We start from the raw sequence: 15,464 nt of genomic DNA, 5'->3' as shown, positions 1-15,464 counted from the left end.
GTTTCTCCGGCTGATTTCTAGCGAGTTGCTTGCACGAGCGCCGCCAACGCATCGCCCATCTGCTTGTGGCCTATGCCGTTCGGGTGGACCCAGTTGTTGTAACGAACCACCGTGGTGCCCGTGGCGTAGATGTTCGGGTTCTCATTCTGGCTGTCGAACCCGTAGACCGGATCGACGAAGAGGCCGAAGGCGCAGACATAGGTCCCTGCAGCTTCCATCGTCGGGGTGTCGTACGCATCGAGCAGATAGCGGCCGCTGGCTTGCATGTTCTGGTTGTACTGCTCGGATGTTCCCCCGCTGCCGAGGGCGAGCCCCCAAGCGTCCTGCGGCGCACCGATCGTCGGAACGTTGATGATGACCTTGACTGTCGGAAGCGCAGCGCGGGCGCTGGCGATCAGAGCATCGAGATTCGCCTTGAAGGCGGGCAGCGCCGCCGCCGTTCCAGAGCTCGTCAGGGTTTGGAAGTCGTTGGCGGAAAGCAGGATGGAAATGTGCGTGGGATTGCCCCCCGCGAACGCGGCAGCGAAGCGCACCAGGTACTTGCCGAAGTCGAATGCCCAAGAGGCTGGCTGAGACCCCATCGCCACCCACGCGGAGCCGTTCCACGTCTGAAAGCGCGAGCCGGCCGCAAGGTTGGGATCATAGACAACCCAGCCATTGGCAGGCGCGGTGGGATAGCCGTTGGCGTCGTAGAGATATGCGCCGCTGTCCGCCCAACCCCGCGCAAGCTTCTGGAAGCCGTCGAGGTCGTAGTTGTCATCGGGGTAGGCGGATATGTTGATCGCCCGCCTCCAGAACTCCGTATTGCCTTTGTAGTCCGAACCGGAGATACCCACCGGGAACAGGAATGGGCTGTCCTTGCCGTTCGCGAGCCCTGCCGACGTCATGTACTGGGCCAGCGTCCAACCACCGCGCCCCTCTCGATTGAGCGCCGCATTGTCGGTGGAATAGTGGCGAGTTCCCTGCAGCGTGATGGCAGGCAGCTTGTTCACCGCCTGCAGTCCGTAGGACCCATCTCGCGTGATGCTGTCGCCGACCATCAGCAGCCGCACAGGCGTGGTAGGGGTCGTCTTGCTGACCGGAGTGATCGTGGTCGTAGCCGCCTTCAGGGTCGCGAACGAGTAGTCGTTGATATTTAGCTGTAGGGAGAAGCTGCCGGAGGGATCATTCCCGAAGCCGGTGTTTCCGGGCTCGATCCGCCAGAAATCCTCATAGTGGCGGCCCTTGCTCGCGATACAGTCCACGAGCTTATCGCCGCGATAGCCCCGGATTATATTCTTGAAGTAGAGGTTCGACTGCTCGACGTTGCCGGTGCCGGTCGCGCCCGTCAGGACGTAGACTTTCCGAGGAAGGACGATGTCCTGCACCGGCTGCATGCCGGAGACGCTGATGCGCGTCGGATCAACGATTATCCTGTACGCCTCGAAAGATGTGGGAGCGGAGCCCTCCTCGATCTGGAACGATACGCCTAGGGTATTCGTGAGGATTGAGAAGCGGCCCCATGCGCAATTGGCAGGCGTCGTGAACGTGCCGGGTGTGCCTGTCGCAGCACGCCCCGAGATATAGGTCCGGTTCTCCGTGAAGAATGCCAGCTGCCGCCCGTCGCTGGTCGAGTAGGCGGTGTTAGGCTTAAGACGGACCCAGCCCGAAGTGCTGTATGAGGCATTGGCCGCCAACACACCGCTGTCCGAGTTGATGTAATATCCTGCCACAACATCAGGATCGGCGGGGTTGATCTTGTTCTTGCCCACTACGAAGAACGAGGTCTTTTCCGGGGTAACGAGCCCATCCGGCAATGACGCCGAGGTCAGCGCCAGTGCCTCGGAAGGCACCACGAGCTGATATGCCCGTCCGGCGACGGCCACCGTTCCCGGCTCGATCGAAAGCGTCGCCGCTTCGGCGTTAGTAGCTGAGACGCGCATGTACTTTGCGCCAACAGGTTTCACCACAGTTTCAGGGGTGCCCGTGGAGGTCGCCACGCCCGAAATGAAAGACGCATCCCCCTTTGCTGAAAAGAATGCCATCTGCCGGGCGTGCGTGCGGGTTAGCTGGCTGCCATCAGCTAAATCGCTGATGTCGATCCAGTCGGAGGCCTGATATCCGCTGTTGGCCAGCAACGTGCCATTGCCCGAATTGACGTAGTAGCCAGCGGTCGTCGTTGCCTTGTTGAAACGGTTATTCTTCGGCCGCATCTGCGGTGCCAGGAGGGCACGTGCAAGCGCGAGGGAGCTGACGTACCGGCTACCCTTGTCTTCGGCGACGGGACGTGAAAAGGCACCAATGTTGAGGCTGATCGTGCAAGTCTTGTACGAACCCGTCCCGACAGTACGGTTCAATCGGTAGAGGATAGCCGTCCCGGTCGCGCCGTTGGTCATCGGCTTGACGTCGAATTCCTGATACGCCCCGGTGCCGACAGCCGTGGTGGTATCGCCAGTTACATCGATCGCTCCGCCAAAGCCCCTTCGAATGAAGGGCTCGATGCGAATGGTGGTCCCGGCGTCAATGAAAAGGCCGATCTTGCCGGACACCACTTGTCCCGGAAGGATCATGCTTTCGGCGGTGTAGTGGTAAAAGTCTGTCTGCGCGGCCGAGCAGACGAGCGCAGGATTGCCGTGCGGCGATGCCGTCAAATCCCACGTGAGGTTGCCTGTCGAGCTAGTAGCCTTCGCCCGGTTGTCCAGGTACATCGCAGGCGCCGCTGCATTCTCATCGTAGAGCGCGCGAAAGAAGCCATCACGCCACCTATTGTCGGCCGAACTCGACGGAATGTTCGTACCAGCCAGCGCGGCAAGCTGGCTGTCGAGCGATCCAGTGCGCAAGAGCGCGGGGGTCCCACTCGCCTGTTTCGTATAGCGGCCGTTGAGGGGGATTTGTTCGCCAACTGCCGCGGCGGTGCCGTCCAGGCGAACTTCTCCCGCCACGGCGGCGCGCGTCGCGCCAGCTGCCTCGCCGTACACGATGGTCGGATCACCGGCCGCCATCTTGGGGGCAAATGCGATCGCGTCGGCGTGAAGCGTGAAACCAGCTGCAGCCCGGGCATCGTCCTTTGCATCATCGATGATAGCAAGATCGGCGCTGTCGAGACCGGGACCTCGAAGTCCACCAACGGTAAAGGTGAGCTGGGAAGTCAGATGCGTCATGCGAAGTTCACTCCGGCCGAGAGGATGAATTCGCCGCTCAGCAGGCTATCCTGCATGCCGTCGGCGTAGCTGATCTTGATTTCCTGAACGAAGGTCTGCGCATCACCCGGGGTAGGCTGGTTCTGACCCGGCATGGCGGCCAAGCTTTCCTGCGAAAGCGCAGGAAAGATCGTCAATCGGCGCCAGCCTTCTTGCGTTGGATGGGTCTCGTCAGTGAATTCGACGGCCGGGTCTGCTGCAAGAGGGGCACCTGCGGCGCCAGGATACTCGCGCACCTGCATAGAAATGGTCGCACCGCCGAGCGGCAGCGGAGCGCCCTCGTATTCAAACTCAAGAGTTGGCGCGAAACCGATATTCCGCGCCGCATAAAGGGTGGCGATAGGCATGGGGTTTTCCTCGAGAAGAGGTCAGGAAATCGCGGTAATCAGGCCGCCAGAGGTCGTAATGGTGATGCCGCCCACTGTGTGGGCGCCGTCGCCGATCGGAGTGACGCCGGCGAGCGCTGTGAGGGCAGCGCTGGCGACCTGCGCGCCGATCGCGCCGCGCCATTGCGCCTGATCTGCGCTATGGACGATCGAGAGTGTGAAGACGCTGGGGATCTCGCCTTCTGCATAGGCGGCAAGTACTGCGGGTAGGTTCAAGGCCGCATAGGGTAGGTCGTTCCAGGCGGTGGTGCCGTCGCCGTACTTCACGAGCAGGGTGTCGGTTTCCAGCGCCGGCTCCTTCCCCTTCAGGATGGGATTGACGCTGGACCAGTTCGCTGCGGTGTCGCCGCGAAGCTGGAAGCGGACGGTAGCCATGTCAGGCCGCCTCCGTCGAAGCGTCGCCGCCATCGAGAACGACTTCATCGTTGTCGTTGATCGGGTCGGCCGGGGTGAGTTCACCGAAATCGCCGGGCTCGTGGTAGGAGGCCGGATCGAATTCGTGCATCTCGGGATTGTGCTCCTCGAGTTGTAGCCCGACCGAGAAGTCCTGATTGAGGCCCCAACTGGTGACCTGGAAGGCATAGTTGTTGAGGCCGTAGCGCGCAGTACCCAGCTGCACGGTGTCGAGCGTCGAGATGGCGATGCCCATGATGTTCATCGGCCAGGTCACCCGGCGTTCGGCCTGTGCCTTGCGCAGGTAGTATTCCAGGAGGCGCTGGCCCCGGTAGTGCGAGGTAATGTGCGGCAGATCGTAGGAAAGCTGGCGGACGTCGTCCTGGATGATCTCGCGGGTGGGAACGTCGGTCGGCTGATACTGGTCGGGCTCGATGTACGTGCCCGTCACCTGGTTGCCGATCTGGTCTCCCTCAAGCAGTGCCGGCACTGTGATCGCCCCGGCAAGATCTCGCTCCTCCAGCGTCGCGGAGACCGGCACATAGTAGCCCGGGCGCAGCAGCATCTTGCCGCCGCTGTAGGTGAACTTGCCCGCGCAGCAGGTGACGAACGTGTCCCGAACCTCGCTCGGCGCCGCGCCGGTCTGGATATAGCTGTCGAATTCATACCGGTGCTCAGCGCCTGCCGGCGTCGTCACCAGTTCGTCGCTCACGTTGGCCTGCGCGGCTACCCAGTCCTGATCGATCTCGTCGTCGTAGGAACCGAAGCCGCCTTCCTCGCGCGGCGTCATCAGCCAGTCGTAGAAGATCAGCAGCGCGTTGCGGGTGTAGCCGCGAAGGCCCGTGCGGGGATCGAGGATGTCGTCCTTGCCTTCGACCTCAGCCGTAATGTTCGGCATTCCCGCCTGGACGATGTCGTTGGTCAGATAGAACTTGGCGTAGATGAGCGCGGTACCGCGGCCGCGATGTGCCGACGTCCATTTCCCGCTAGTTTCCGCGACGAAAGTCGGGTGCGCGGCCTGGTCGTCGGTACCGCGATAGAACCACAGCCAGGCGTTGTTCGCATACTTGCCGCTGGTCACCATCCCGGCGCCGTTGACGGTCACGACCTCGTCGCCGAGCCACCAGCGGGTTACACCCTTGCAGCGGTGGCCGGCGACGGCGATCACGAAGTAGCGTTCTCGCTTCCCGCGCGGGTGGAAGAAGATCATGAGCCCGCCCACCCGGCGCTTCCCGTAGATGATGAAGCTGTTCGAGATCGACTGGCGGAACATGCTCGGCGACGCGTTGGTCGATGGCCTTCCCGCCAGCGCCTGGAATGCGACGCCGGCGATCGCGGTCGCCGTCGCCGCGATGAAGGCGGTCGCCGCGGCCGTTGCTGCAGCGGTTGCGGTGACGCCGAGGGACGAAAGAAGGGTCGGCGCGAGCTGGGGCGCAAAGTACGCGACGGCAACGGCGACCGCGATAATCGCGACCGCCTTCAGGACTTTGCCCAAGGGTCTCTCCTAGATCGTCAGCGCTGGAGCGGCCAGGCCGCATCGACGTCGCGCATCGCGGCAAATTCTCCGCCGAAGAATTCAGCCTGGTCACCGCGGCAGATCCCGATCGCCCATCCGCGCTGGACGATGTCGCCCCGCATGGCCTGGCGATATGGAATAGCCTCGCCGTGCACGGCCGAGATCACCCCGGCCATGTCGCGCACGCCGAGCCGGCGCATCATTGCAGCCCAGTCGCGCGGCCGGCGCGGCGAGGCGCCGACGACGTCGCAGATGTCCCGGCCGGTCTCAGCCAGGACGTGCACGCGCCAGCGATCGCCGCAATGCTCGCGCCAAGCCGGATCGATCACAGGACAGGATCCTGCTTGGACTTGGCCCATAGCACCGGGACCTCGACCATACGGGTGACGTATTCGAAGGCCCGGTCGCCCGGGTACTTGCGCTGCTGCCACCAGTCCGTGAAGCGGCGGATGGCTGGGCGGCGCTGATCACGCATGCGGCTTTCGCCACCGGCCGTGACCGTGATGGTATCGCCGGCATCGACGATCTCGTAAGTATCGAGGCGGCCCTTCCAGAGGTTCTTGAACCCGATCACCTGCTGGTAACTCTCGTCGAGCACACCGACGTTCAGTTCATAGAGGCACCCGCGCACGGCCTGGTCGGCGATATCATCGCGGAACTCGGACGGGATCTGGTAAAGCGTCGCCTTCACGCCCACGGCCGAGCCATCGGTGCCCTCTCCGACCGTATCGATCTGGCCGAGGCCGCCGATCGCTGACCAGATCTCGCCATTGTAGGTGATCGTATGCCGACCGGTCACCGCGTAAACCGGGTCGGGCAGGTCAATATGCACGCCGAGGAACGGTCGGAGCTCGGGCTTGTCAATTTCCGCCTCGAGGACGGGTTCAAGCTCGCGTAGACCGCTCATGGAAGCACCTCGACGAAATCCAGCACGTAGTCGGTCGGGGTGCCCACCTCGCTCTCGTTCTGACCGGCATCGGTATTGGTCAGTTCGAAGCGGCCCGTCACTTCGACCATTTCAATCGGTGCCCCGGACGCGATCGGCGCCGAGAGCGGCGGCTTGAAAGTTGCAGTGACGATGCCGCACGCCGGCGCGATCGCGGTCATACTGCCCACCAGCGGCGTGACGCCGGTGACGAGATGGGGCCGGCCGTCGCCCCCGATGTAGTCGCCTATCGACGGGCCGACCTTGCCGTTGCCGATGAAAATCGGGATTGAGGTGGCGCCGGCTGCAACCGGGGCCGCTGCGACCGCATCGGTGTAGCTCGTCAACCAATGCTGCGGACGGGGACGGCGGAAGTCATGAAACCGAATCTTGTAAAGACCGCCCTCCATCTCGGCGATCAAGGCGTCCAGGCGGGCAGCAGCAAACGCGGGGTCGGCGGCCTGCGGCCCGGTGCCTACCTCCTCGTAACCATGCCCGGCCCGAAACGTGAGGCGCGCAATCCAACGGGGCGCCGACAGGCCGTAGACCTTGCGGGTACGGGTCAATGGGCTCTCCGAGCCGCCGACATGCGGCTGCGGATAGTACATCGTCTTGTAGGGGACGAGGCCAGCCGGCCAGACCAGATCAGCCACGGCGACGCTGCGCCTCGCTGATCCCGCGCATGGCCGCCTGACGGGCCGCCTCGGCAAAGCGCATCGCTTCCTCCTTCGTCGCGAGATCCACCGCGCCGGTGAAAGGCATGTTCATTTCGACGTACGTCGTGCCCTGGGGGCCGTTGTCGTTGCCGGGCCGGGTGATCTCGACCATCTCACCCGCCGTTCCTCTGAAGGCGACGAGGTTGTTGTCGATCCCAGGATTGCCGCCAATCTTGAACGAACCGCCGGTCTTGAATCCGGGGAGATCGTTCCAGTTCACGCCGGAAGCTGCAGACGTGACGGAAGAGTTGCTGCTCAGCGTCAGCCCGCTGCCACCGCCGAACAGGCTGCCGATGGCGCTACCGATAGAGCCGAGGATGCCCCCGCCCCCGCCAGACGAACCGACGCGGGAAAATAGGCTGGAAATGAGATCGGCGAGGCTGTTGAGCGCCTCCTCCATCCCCTTGGCAACGCGATCGCGCCACCAGTTCTTGAACCAGCCCTTCAGGTCGCCATCGAGGGCGGCGCGCACGCCGTCCTTGAAGGTGTCGCGGAACACGCCGGTCTGGCGGGCGCGCTCCATCTCATCCCATTCCATGCCGGCCTGGCGCTTCGCAGAATCGGGATCCATTTCGAAGTCGCGCTCCAACTGGCGCGCGCGCTCCCGGATATCGATTTCGCGCTGCAGCTGGCGGATCCGCTCCTCGCTATCGCCCCGGGTCTTCGCCAGGGCAAGCTGGCGGTCCTGTTCGTCGTCGGCGATCAGGCGGGCCCGCACCGCGGCGCGCGCCTGGTCGATCTCGAGTTGCTGGCGTACCGCGCGGGCCGTCGCCTCCTCGAGCGATAATCCGTCGCGCTGGAAGGCGAGGATGCTCTCCTTCAGGTCCTGCTGGCGCTGCAGCTGCTCCTCGAGCGCATAGTTGTCCGAGATCCGCGCGAGGTCGATCTGGTGTGCAGCCTCGTCCCGCGCCAGGTCCTTGGCAAGGCCTTCGCGGCGGGCAGCCTCGAGCGTCGCCATATCGCGCTTCGCGGCGGTCGTGGCCTGCTCTAGCGAGAGACCGGTGCGCTGATAGGCCTCGATCTGCTTGCTGAGATCGAGGCGGTTGCGGATCGCACGTTCGGCCTCGGTGTCGCCGCGCAGGCGCGCCGCTTCGAGCTCGAGGTCGTCCTTCAGCTGCTGGCGGTTCGCCGCGTCGTACTGGGTGTTGCGACCCTTCGGCGTGCGCTTCTTGCTGCTCTTGTCGTCGTCGAAGCTGACCGATTTCTTAGGTTCTTCGGTCTTGGGCGGGGGCGTTTCCTTCGGCTTCGGAGGCGGCGTACCCGTTCCGCCCTGTGGGCTATCTCCGAGCCCAAGCCGCTTCTTCAGCCCAGCATACTCGTCGCCGATCCATTTTGCCTGCTTCCCCACCCACTCCATGAGCGAGCCGAATTTGTCCACGAGCCAGCCCTTGACCGCAGTGTAGACGCTCTTCGCCGCGGCAGGGATACCGGGAAGAATGCTTTCAACAAATGCGACGCCGCCCTGCACTGTGCTGGTCAAGGATTTGAAGATGTCCGCGAATCCCACCGATAGACACTTCTTCCCTTCCGCCCATGCCGCCTGAAGTGGTGCGCTGATGGCCGGGTAAAACGCCGAGATCACGTCGACCACCGTGCTGATGGCGTTCTCTACGATGCCGGCAATGGCGTTCCAGGCGCCCGAGAAATCCCCCCGCAGCAGCGCGCTGACGGCATCAACCACGCCGCTGACGACATCAACGAGGCCGGAGATGATGGCGATCGCCGCCCCGAGAACACGCTCGATCACTTCGCCCGCGACGATAATGGTCCCCACCAGCAGCGTGCCAATCACATCGACAACGCCGGCGAGCAGATCCATCAACCCCTGGAGCGCGGACCCGATCGGGCCGCTGGTCAGTCCGGAGAACAGGCCGCTGATCTTCCCGAACAAAGCCTCCAGCGGCGGGCCGAGGGTTTCGGAAAGGCTCTTCCACACCGCTGAGAGGGCAAAGACGATCTGATCCTTGAAGAGCAGAAACGCCGAAATTGCGAGGCCGACTGGTCCAAGAAAGGCGAGAAAGCGGCCGGCGACCATGCTCAACACCCGCGTGAGCCCAGCTTCGCCGAGCATGCCGATGATGGTCGAAACCGGGGAAATGATCAGCCCGATCGCGCGGCCGATCAAGCCGAACTTCGAAGCGAAGCTGGCCAGGAGCACGGCGCCAAGGTGGCCCAAAATGATCATCAACGGGCCAAGAATGGCACCGAAGGCAGCGAACGATGCGCCGATCTTCTTCACGGCCGGCGATGCATTGGCGATCGCCTCCAGGATCGACGCGAAGCCGTTCTTGATGGCCGTCATGATGGACAGGATTGGCGTCTCGATGCCGAAGGCGATCTTCACGCTCTCCCAGGCGGTGGCGATGCGCTTTCCGGCCGCCTCAGAGCCCTCCAGGCGCTTCGCGATCTTCGCCCCGACGTCGCCCTTCGTGATTTCGTTCTGCAACTTCGCAAAGCCGTTTGCACCCTGCTCCATCAGACCGATCGCCGTACGGGCGGCATCCGATCCGAAGATGGTGGAGAGCGCTTCGGTCTTCGATGCGTCGGTGAGATTGCCGAGGCCCTTGCGGAGAACCTCCGCCTGCTCAGTGAGCGGCTTCATGCGACCGGTGGCATCGAAGAACGAGATGCCGAGCTTCTTCATGGCCGCCTTGGCCTGGTCGCTCGTGCCGACCAGGCTCTGGATATAGGTCTTGAACGAGGTACCCGCGTCGGCGCCGCTGGTGAACTGCGTGCTGGTCGCCGAGATTGCAGTCGCGAAGTCGAGAAAGTCGACGCCGGCCGAGGCCGCGACGGCACCGCCCTGCCCTACTGCAAGGCGGAAATCGTCGAAGCCGAACTTCGAGGTGTCGAGGGCACCGACCACCTTCTGAACAACGCCGGGCAGCTGCGCGGCGCCAATCTTGAACTGGCCCATGATATCGGTGACCAGCGACGCCGAGCTTTCCGCATCGATCATGCCGGCGGCCGATAGGTCCAGCGCCGCCTTCAGGGCACCGCCGAGAATGTCGGCGGTGGAGACACCGGCCAGACCGAGGGCCTCGATCGCCGATGCCGCCTCGGTCGCGCCCTTCCCGACCTGCGGTCCAAGCGTCCGCGCTGCATCGGAAAGCTGCTTCAGCTGCTCGCCGGAGACATTCCCCAGTGCGGCCTTGACCTTCTTCATCTGCCCTTCGAAAGAGCCGGCGCCCTTATCGATCGCCCGCACCATCGCCGCAAAAGGCACCGTGATGCCCAGCGTGATGCCGGTGCCGATCGACTTGATGCGCTGCTCGACAGCATGGAACTTGTCGACGAGGCGGCCGAGGACGCCTTCCACGCCCTTGGCCGCAGAATCGAACTCGGAGGTGTCGGCGCCGAACACCACACGCGCGGCGCCCACAACTGCCATATTCATGCAGTACCTCCGGGGGGAAGGACTTCACCCGCCGCCTGAGCCCACGCGAGGCCCACGGCGTACATCTCCTGCCAGGTCGATTTCTTCGGCTTGGCTGGAGGGGTGATCATCAGTTTCTTGAGCGGCGGGATCTTCTTGGTCCTGCCGAGCGCGGCCGCGGTCCATGCGGCCTGCATGACCAGGTCGTGGCGAGCATGAGCTGCCCGCGCCTTACCCTCGAATACGCGGGCGATCGCGCGCGGTGTCAGACGCCAGAACTGCTCAGGATCTAGCTCCGCTTCGCACCACGTGATGTGGAGCTCCGCCCAGTCCCACGGCCGCTCGACGCCTTGGGCGCCGGCATCCGAGGGCCCTTGGCGCCGTCCTTGGCCGCCTCCGGGAATGCGGTTTCGATGGCGCGCATCACGAGCTCGAGCGAGGGCTCAAGGCCGCCGACCGCTTCCATGATCTGCCCGGCTTCGAAATCGGTCATTTCCGGATGGCAGTCGGTCAGGCCGATGCGGAACAGGGTGCGGATCTTGCGCATCGAGGGCGTGCCGCCCAGGATCGTGCCGAGCTCGGTGATGTTGTCGAGGTCGAACGTCTCCTCGATGACGCACAGTGCATTCGTCCCGAACGCGAAGGTCCAGCGCTGGTCGCCGATCTCGAAGCCGAGTTCGCCGCGGTGCGGGTTACCGCCGGTAGTCACCGTCATGATCAGCCTCCCTCACCCGCCGGCGGCGTCAGCACGGGCTTGCCCGTAACCTTCCACGTGGCGGAACCCGTCATGCGATCGTCGATCGGCGTCGCATGACCGTGCGCGGTGGCGAAGCCCTTGAAGTTGAGCTCGGCGCCATTCGGATAGACAATGCGCCAGGCTTCGACCGCGCGGGTTGCCAGATGGGTGTGGATTGTCGCGTCATCGAGGAGACCGGCCACCAGGTTGTAGGTGACGCTGGTCTCGCCGCCGTCAGCCAGACCCGGCTTGAATTCGCGGTAGCCGTCCGGGCTGGCGAAGTGAGTGAATTCTACGCTGTCGCGCGACGTTTCCGGCGGGTTGAGCTCGGTCATCTCGGCGAACGGGGTATATACCCCGCCCACGACCTTGCCGAAGGTGGTCAGCAGACCGATGTCGGTCGCCTCGTTGGTTTCTGCCATGTTGGCTCCTGTCGTGGGCGGTGAGCCCGCCCGTTGCGGTTAAGGATGCTGGTTGCGCCGGCGCTGGGGCCGACCGGCCCGGCCAGCCCGGGCGCGATGGTGATTGCCGGCGATGCCGGAGGGATCAGCTGAGACGGATGTGCAGGACCATCACATCGAGGATGGTGCGGTGAGCCACACCCTGATCGTCGGTGTCGTAATCCGACCGGATGCCGAGGACGAAGGTGCGAAGCCGGACGCCGAGATGATCGCCGCGAAAGCCGACGAGCAGGCCGCCATCGCCCCCGATCGACAGCGCCAGATCTTTTGCGACCTTGTAAGTGCGGCCCCAACATTCGATCTGGATGCGATCACGGATCCAGCCTGCCGGGCCATTGAAGTTCATCTGCGGCGTGCCGAAGGTCCGCTCGATCACGATCGCGGGAAGCGCGGTGCCTTGCGGTCGCACACCCCAGTCCACCCGGCGGTCGACGGATTGTGCAACCGGCAAGTGACGTAGGAGAAGATCTCGAAGGGCTTCATCCATAGCTTAGCCCTTCGCCAATCGTTCGAATTCGTCAGCGATGTATTCCAGGACTACGTATGTCGCCTTCTGGCCCATCGCTTCGAACGCGGGAGCCATGAAGGGCTGTGGGCGCGCATGCATGGTGCCAAATTCGATCATATGACCGTAGAAGCCGTCATGCTGCAGGCCTTTCCCCTGCATCGGGCCGACGAAGACAGCCTGATCGCCCTTCTTCAACTGCACGCGAGCAAAGTTCATGCCCTTGGTTTCGGTGCTGATGCCGATGCTGTCGCGGAGATTTCCAGTATCAACGGGAACTAGTCGCCGGGCTTCTTCGGCCACAAGCTCGGCGCCTGCAATCAAAGCTTCCTGCACAATATTGCGGTTGGTCGCACGCATCAGCTGTTGAAGGTTTCGCTTGATCTCCTCGGTACCCTCGATCCGGATTTTCATCTTCATGGGGTGCTATCCGGCCGTGACGAGCAGGTGATCTCAATGCCTTCCCGCCTGAAACTGGTGATGCTCTTAGTGCTGAGGACTTGGAAACTCTCGTTGCCCAGGCGGAGACTGTCTTTCCCGTCGATTGTCCGCGTCAGGCTGTCGCTGATGACAGTGAAGCGGGTCGTGAGGCTTTGCCCGGTCTCCGCAGCGCGGAGACGTTCGCCGTCGCTGACATCGACCCGTTTCGCCCATCGGCGCCCGATCTCGATGGGTGGGCCCGGGACTGTCGCGGTGCCATCGTCCGTTGGCGTCGAACGCAAGATGCGGATCCGGCGATTCAGGTCACCCTTCTTCACAGCGTATGCCGCTTCAATCGGCGACAGAGGCGTCTCGCAGTCGTCTCCGCCTTCTGCAGGGTCTCGCCCCCTTCCCGATCGGCGTCATAGGCGCCGATCAGGATGAGCATGGCGCGGCAGATGTTACCGGGAACGTCGTCGGGATCCTCATATCCAGCGCGAAACTGGACGCTGAATTGCTGGCGGCGGGATCCAAAGGGGAAGTAATTCCCGGCGTCGGGAAAAACCCGGGCAGGCCGAACGGTGACGTCAATGCTCACCGGCACGGTGTGAGTGACACCCTCCGCATCGGAGAACGTCAGAACCGGTTCGGCATCGGCACTGATCGGCCACGCCTTCAGCGCAACCGGACGGAAATCGTAGAAGGTCTCTTCGACGTCACGGGCCTCGAGGATGTGACCGGTGTATTCCTCCACCCAACCCGCCGCGTCGCGGATAAAATCGCCGATCTCAACGTCCTGGTCGTCGCCATCGACGCGCAACTGCGCTTTTGCCTGATCGAGCGAAACAGGAAGAGCCATCAGTGATCTCCCACAGCTAGCTGGCAGTCGACGTCTTATTCGGCCTGCGCGGCGAGGCTGCTTTCGACGGCTTCGCGACCGGTCATGCCCGGGTCGTTAAGGTCGATCTGATTCTGCACGGCGGTGGTACCGGCGCGAAGATCAGGCTCGGCCACGTCCTGATCCACAGTGTCGCTGGCGGTGGCTTTCGCCTTGGAGGTGCTACTCATGATGTGCTCCTGGGAGTTGACCGGAGCGGCGCACGCGGCGTCGCTTCGATCAACCGGGGCGGCGTAAACCGCCCCGGAAGGTTATCAGGCTGCGCCGATCTTGATCGCCTTCATGGAATCGGGGTTCTTGACCCCGCCGCCCACGCGCTTGGTCACGTAGAAGCAGATGAACGGCTTGTTGGTGTAGGGATCGCGCAGGACGCGAACACCGATGCGCTCGATCACGAGATACGTTTCACGCATGTCGCCGAACAGCGCCGCCAGTGCGCCGGCGGCGAGGTTCGGCATATCGGGAACATCGACGACCGGGCGGCCGAGGAGCGTCGAAGGCTGACCCGCGACAAAAGTCGGCTGCCAGATGAAGTTGCCGTTGCCATCCTTGAGCTTGCGCACGGCGCCGAGCGACGAGCGGTTCATGTAGAACTTCGCGTTCGGCTCGTACGTAGCCGGCAGCTTGTAGACGGTGTCCACCAGGCCATCGGTGGTGAAAGCAGCGGCAGCGCCGCTGTTCACGGCTTCGATCGCGCCCCACGGGTGACGGGCCGCCGCTGCGCCGCCCGTGACGTAGCCCAGCAAGCCGAACGGCTTGTTGGTACCGTCGCCCGACAGAAACGCGATGCCCTCCTGACGGGCGAACTCGGTCTCGATCTCACCGACCAGCCACTGTTCGATGTTGATCTCGCTGTCGTCCAGCAGGGTCTGCGAGGCAGCGGCGTTGGCGTACAGTTCACCGGTGCCGAAGCCGAGCGCCGTGAACTGGGGGGTGCTGGTCGCCGGGCGCGCCGCCGTTTCACCGACCCAGCCCGAGCCGAGCTGGCGATCGGTGAACAGCTTGGTGAAACCGGCGGTGCTGATCGACTGCACGGTGGCTTCCGCGCGGATCGGATTGATCAGCTTGAGCCGGCCGGTGATGGTACGGTCCCATTCGATCGGGGTCGTATAGCCGCCGTCGGCGTTCGTGCCCTCGGTCATCGCCGCGCGCGGACCGGTGCGATGGGCCGCCTTCAGGCTCTCTTCCTGCTCGCGCGAGCCTTCGCGCATGTAGGACGAGAAAAGGTTGGTGTACTCGGCATCGGCGAGCGGATGAGCGGCGTCACCGCCGAACTGGCTGGCGGCCAGCTTGGTCGAGTGCTCGTTGATGGACGCTTCGAGGGCACTCATCGTTGCGTTGATCGCGTCGAGCTTGGCGGTCACCTCGGCACCATCGGCCTTGGCGCCGACGTTGGCTTCGACCGTGGCCTTGAATTCGTTGTGCGCCGTCTGCAGCGCAGCGATCATTGCCTTGGTGTCGCCGGACACGTCGGCACGGATCGTGGCGCCAATCAGGGCGCGCGGCATTTCGGGGATCACCGGCGCCTGAAGAGTGAGGGCGGGCTTTGTGGCGGCGGCCGCGATGGAACGGATCGGAAAGGCGAGCAGGGTCGCCATCGCCGCGAGGGCGATCTTGGGATGATAGCGCATGGAAGCTCCTGGTTAAGCGCGGAGGTCGTCGAGCAGGGACTGCATTGCGGCCTTCAGCTCGGGGTCGTCGCCGCCAGCGCCAGGCGTGTCGGCAGGTACAGGGGCAGCGTCATGCGTGCCCTTGAGACTTTTGATGCGGGCGCGCGCCTGAGTGCGCGTCATGCCGCTGTTGATGAGGGTCATCTCGAGCGCCCGGATCTCGTTGACCTCGCGGTCTGCGGCCTTCGCGTTCTCGTCGACCTTCATCTGGTCGGCCGGCAAAAGGGCATCCGCGAAACCGCGCTCGATGGCGAGCGAGCCCGACAGCCACGATTCCGCATCC

Annotated in this window: 18 protein-coding genes; all 18 read right to left on the bottom strand. The window is 63.8% G+C overall.

Annotation, left to right across the window (positions count from 1 at the left end):
• Positions 1-17: 17 nt before the first annotated feature.
• The gene (locus LH128_RS05785; protein ID WP_008828652.1) at positions 18-3,140 is read right to left on the bottom strand and encodes an SGNH/GDSL hydrolase family protein; all 3,123 of its coding nucleotides are present in this window, start codon (positions 3,138-3,140) and stop codon (positions 18-20) included.
• Positions 3,137-3,526, bottom strand: a complete 390-nt coding sequence (locus LH128_RS05780) for a hypothetical protein (protein WP_008828651.1) — start codon at positions 3,524-3,526, stop codon at positions 3,137-3,139. The genes LH128_RS05785 and LH128_RS05780 overlap by 4 nt, the downstream gene beginning before the upstream one ends.
• A gap of 21 nt (positions 3,527-3,547) precedes the next feature.
• Complete coding sequence (locus LH128_RS05775) at positions 3,548-3,940, bottom strand: hypothetical protein (protein ID WP_008828650.1); 393 nt, start codon at positions 3,938-3,940, stop codon at positions 3,548-3,550.
• Between the two features lies 1 nt (position 3,941).
• Positions 3,942-5,453 carry a phage tail protein gene (locus tag LH128_RS05770; RefSeq protein ID WP_008828649.1) on the bottom strand — a complete coding sequence of 504 codons (1,512 nt, stop codon included), beginning with the start codon at positions 5,451-5,453 and terminating at the stop codon, positions 3,942-3,944.
• Positions 5,454-5,470: 17 nt separating this feature from the next.
• Complete coding sequence (locus LH128_RS05765; RefSeq protein WP_008828648.1) at positions 5,471-5,803, bottom strand: DUF6950 family protein; 333 nt, start codon at positions 5,801-5,803, stop codon at positions 5,471-5,473.
• A complete protein-coding gene (locus LH128_RS05760) occupies positions 5,800-6,381 on the bottom strand; it encodes a hypothetical protein (RefSeq protein WP_008828647.1) in 582 nt (193 codons plus the stop codon). Before LH128_RS05760 ends, LH128_RS05765 begins: the two co-directional genes overlap by 4 nt.
• Positions 6,378-7,052 (bottom strand): hypothetical protein, encoded by a 675-nt coding sequence (locus LH128_RS05755; protein ID WP_008828646.1) that lies wholly within the window; start codon positions 7,050-7,052, stop codon positions 6,378-6,380. The genes LH128_RS05760 and LH128_RS05755 overlap by 4 nt, the downstream gene beginning before the upstream one ends.
• Positions 7,045-10,506 (bottom strand): phage tail tape measure protein, encoded by a 3,462-nt coding sequence (locus tag LH128_RS05750; RefSeq protein ID WP_327195070.1) that lies wholly within the window; start codon positions 10,504-10,506, stop codon positions 7,045-7,047. The genes LH128_RS05755 and LH128_RS05750 overlap by 8 nt, the downstream gene beginning before the upstream one ends.
• A 2-nt stretch (positions 10,507-10,508) precedes the next feature.
• A complete protein-coding gene (locus LH128_RS05745) occupies positions 10,509-10,688 on the bottom strand; it encodes a hypothetical protein (RefSeq protein WP_037517993.1) in 180 nt (59 codons plus the stop codon).
• Between the two features lie 92 nt (positions 10,689-10,780).
• Positions 10,781-11,206 (bottom strand): hypothetical protein, encoded by a 426-nt coding sequence (locus LH128_RS05740; RefSeq protein WP_008828644.1) that lies wholly within the window; start codon positions 11,204-11,206, stop codon positions 10,781-10,783.
• Between the two features lie 2 nt (positions 11,207-11,208).
• Complete coding sequence (locus LH128_RS05735) at positions 11,209-11,649, bottom strand: phage tail tube protein (protein WP_008828643.1); 441 nt, start codon at positions 11,647-11,649, stop codon at positions 11,209-11,211.
• 124 nt (positions 11,650-11,773) lie between these two features.
• The gene (locus LH128_RS05730; protein WP_327195069.1) at positions 11,774-12,139 is read right to left on the bottom strand and encodes a DUF3168 domain-containing protein; all 366 of its coding nucleotides are present in this window, start codon (positions 12,137-12,139) and stop codon (positions 11,774-11,776) included.
• A 39-nt stretch (positions 12,140-12,178) separates the two neighbouring features.
• On the bottom strand, positions 12,179-12,613 hold the full coding sequence (locus LH128_RS05725; protein ID WP_008828641.1) for an HK97-gp10 family putative phage morphogenesis protein: 435 nt from the start codon (positions 12,611-12,613) through the stop codon (positions 12,179-12,181).
• A complete protein-coding gene (locus LH128_RS05720; protein WP_008828640.1) occupies positions 12,610-12,951 on the bottom strand; it encodes a phage head completion protein in 342 nt (113 codons plus the stop codon). The genes LH128_RS05725 and LH128_RS05720 overlap by 4 nt, the downstream gene beginning before the upstream one ends.
• A complete protein-coding gene (locus tag LH128_RS05715) occupies positions 12,948-13,472 on the bottom strand; it encodes a phage head-tail connector protein (RefSeq protein ID WP_008828639.1) in 525 nt (174 codons plus the stop codon). The genes LH128_RS05720 and LH128_RS05715 overlap by 4 nt, the downstream gene beginning before the upstream one ends.
• A gap of 35 nt (positions 13,473-13,507) precedes the next feature.
• Complete coding sequence (locus LH128_RS33160) at positions 13,508-13,681, bottom strand: hypothetical protein (RefSeq protein ID WP_172704964.1); 174 nt, start codon at positions 13,679-13,681, stop codon at positions 13,508-13,510.
• 84 nt (positions 13,682-13,765) lie between these two features.
• Entirely contained in the window at positions 13,766-15,142 is a 1,377-nt protein-coding gene (locus LH128_RS05710; protein WP_008828638.1) for a phage major capsid protein, read from the bottom strand.
• A gap of 12 nt (positions 15,143-15,154) precedes the next feature.
• Positions 15,155-15,464, bottom strand: a 310-nt coding sequence (locus LH128_RS05705) for a hypothetical protein (protein WP_008828637.1), incomplete at its 5' end; no start/stop codon positions are given.

It is taken from the genome of Sphingomonas sp. LH128 (assembly GCF_000293195.2).
Taxonomy (GTDB): domain Bacteria; phylum Pseudomonadota; class Alphaproteobacteria; order Sphingomonadales; family Sphingomonadaceae; genus Novosphingobium; species Novosphingobium resinovorum_A.
The sequence above is the reverse complement of the archived record's forward strand: the minus strand, read 5'-3'. Positions and strand labels throughout refer to the sequence as shown.

Coding starts and splice junctions, on each gene's coding strand:
- LH128_RS05785 (WP_008828652.1), bottom strand. CDS start 3,140: ATGACGCATCTGACTTCCCAGCTCACCTTTACCGTTGGTGGACTTCGA.
- LH128_RS05780 (WP_008828651.1), bottom strand. CDS start 3,526: ATGCCTATCGCCACCCTTTATGCGGCGCGGAATATCGGTTTCGCGCCA.
- LH128_RS05775 (WP_008828650.1), bottom strand. CDS start 3,940: ATGGCTACCGTCCGCTTCCAGCTTCGCGGCGACACCGCAGCGAACTGG.
- LH128_RS05760 (WP_008828647.1), bottom strand. CDS start 6,381: ATGAGCGGTCTACGCGAGCTTGAACCCGTCCTCGAGGCGGAAATTGAC.
- LH128_RS05750 (WP_327195070.1), bottom strand. CDS start 10,506: ATGGCAGTTGTGGGCGCCGCGCGTGTGGTGTTCGGCGCCGACACCTCC.
- LH128_RS05745 (WP_037517993.1), bottom strand. CDS start 10,688: ATGCAGGCCGCATGGACCGCGGCCGCGCTCGGCAGGACCAAGAAGATC.
- LH128_RS05740 (WP_008828644.1), bottom strand. CDS start 11,206: ATGACGGTGACTACCGGCGGTAACCCGCACCGCGGCGAACTCGGCTTC.
- LH128_RS05735 (WP_008828643.1), bottom strand. CDS start 11,649: ATGGCAGAAACCAACGAGGCGACCGACATCGGTCTGCTGACCACCTTC.
- LH128_RS05725 (WP_008828641.1), bottom strand. CDS start 12,613: ATGAAGATGAAAATCCGGATCGAGGGTACCGAGGAGATCAAGCGAAAC.
- LH128_RS05715 (WP_008828639.1), bottom strand. CDS start 13,472: ATGGCTCTTCCTGTTTCGCTCGATCAGGCAAAAGCGCAGTTGCGCGTC.
- LH128_RS33160 (WP_172704964.1), bottom strand. CDS start 13,681: ATGAGTAGCACCTCCAAGGCGAAAGCCACCGCCAGCGACACTGTGGAT.
- LH128_RS05710 (WP_008828638.1), bottom strand. CDS start 15,142: ATGCGCTATCATCCCAAGATCGCCCTCGCGGCGATGGCGACCCTGCTC.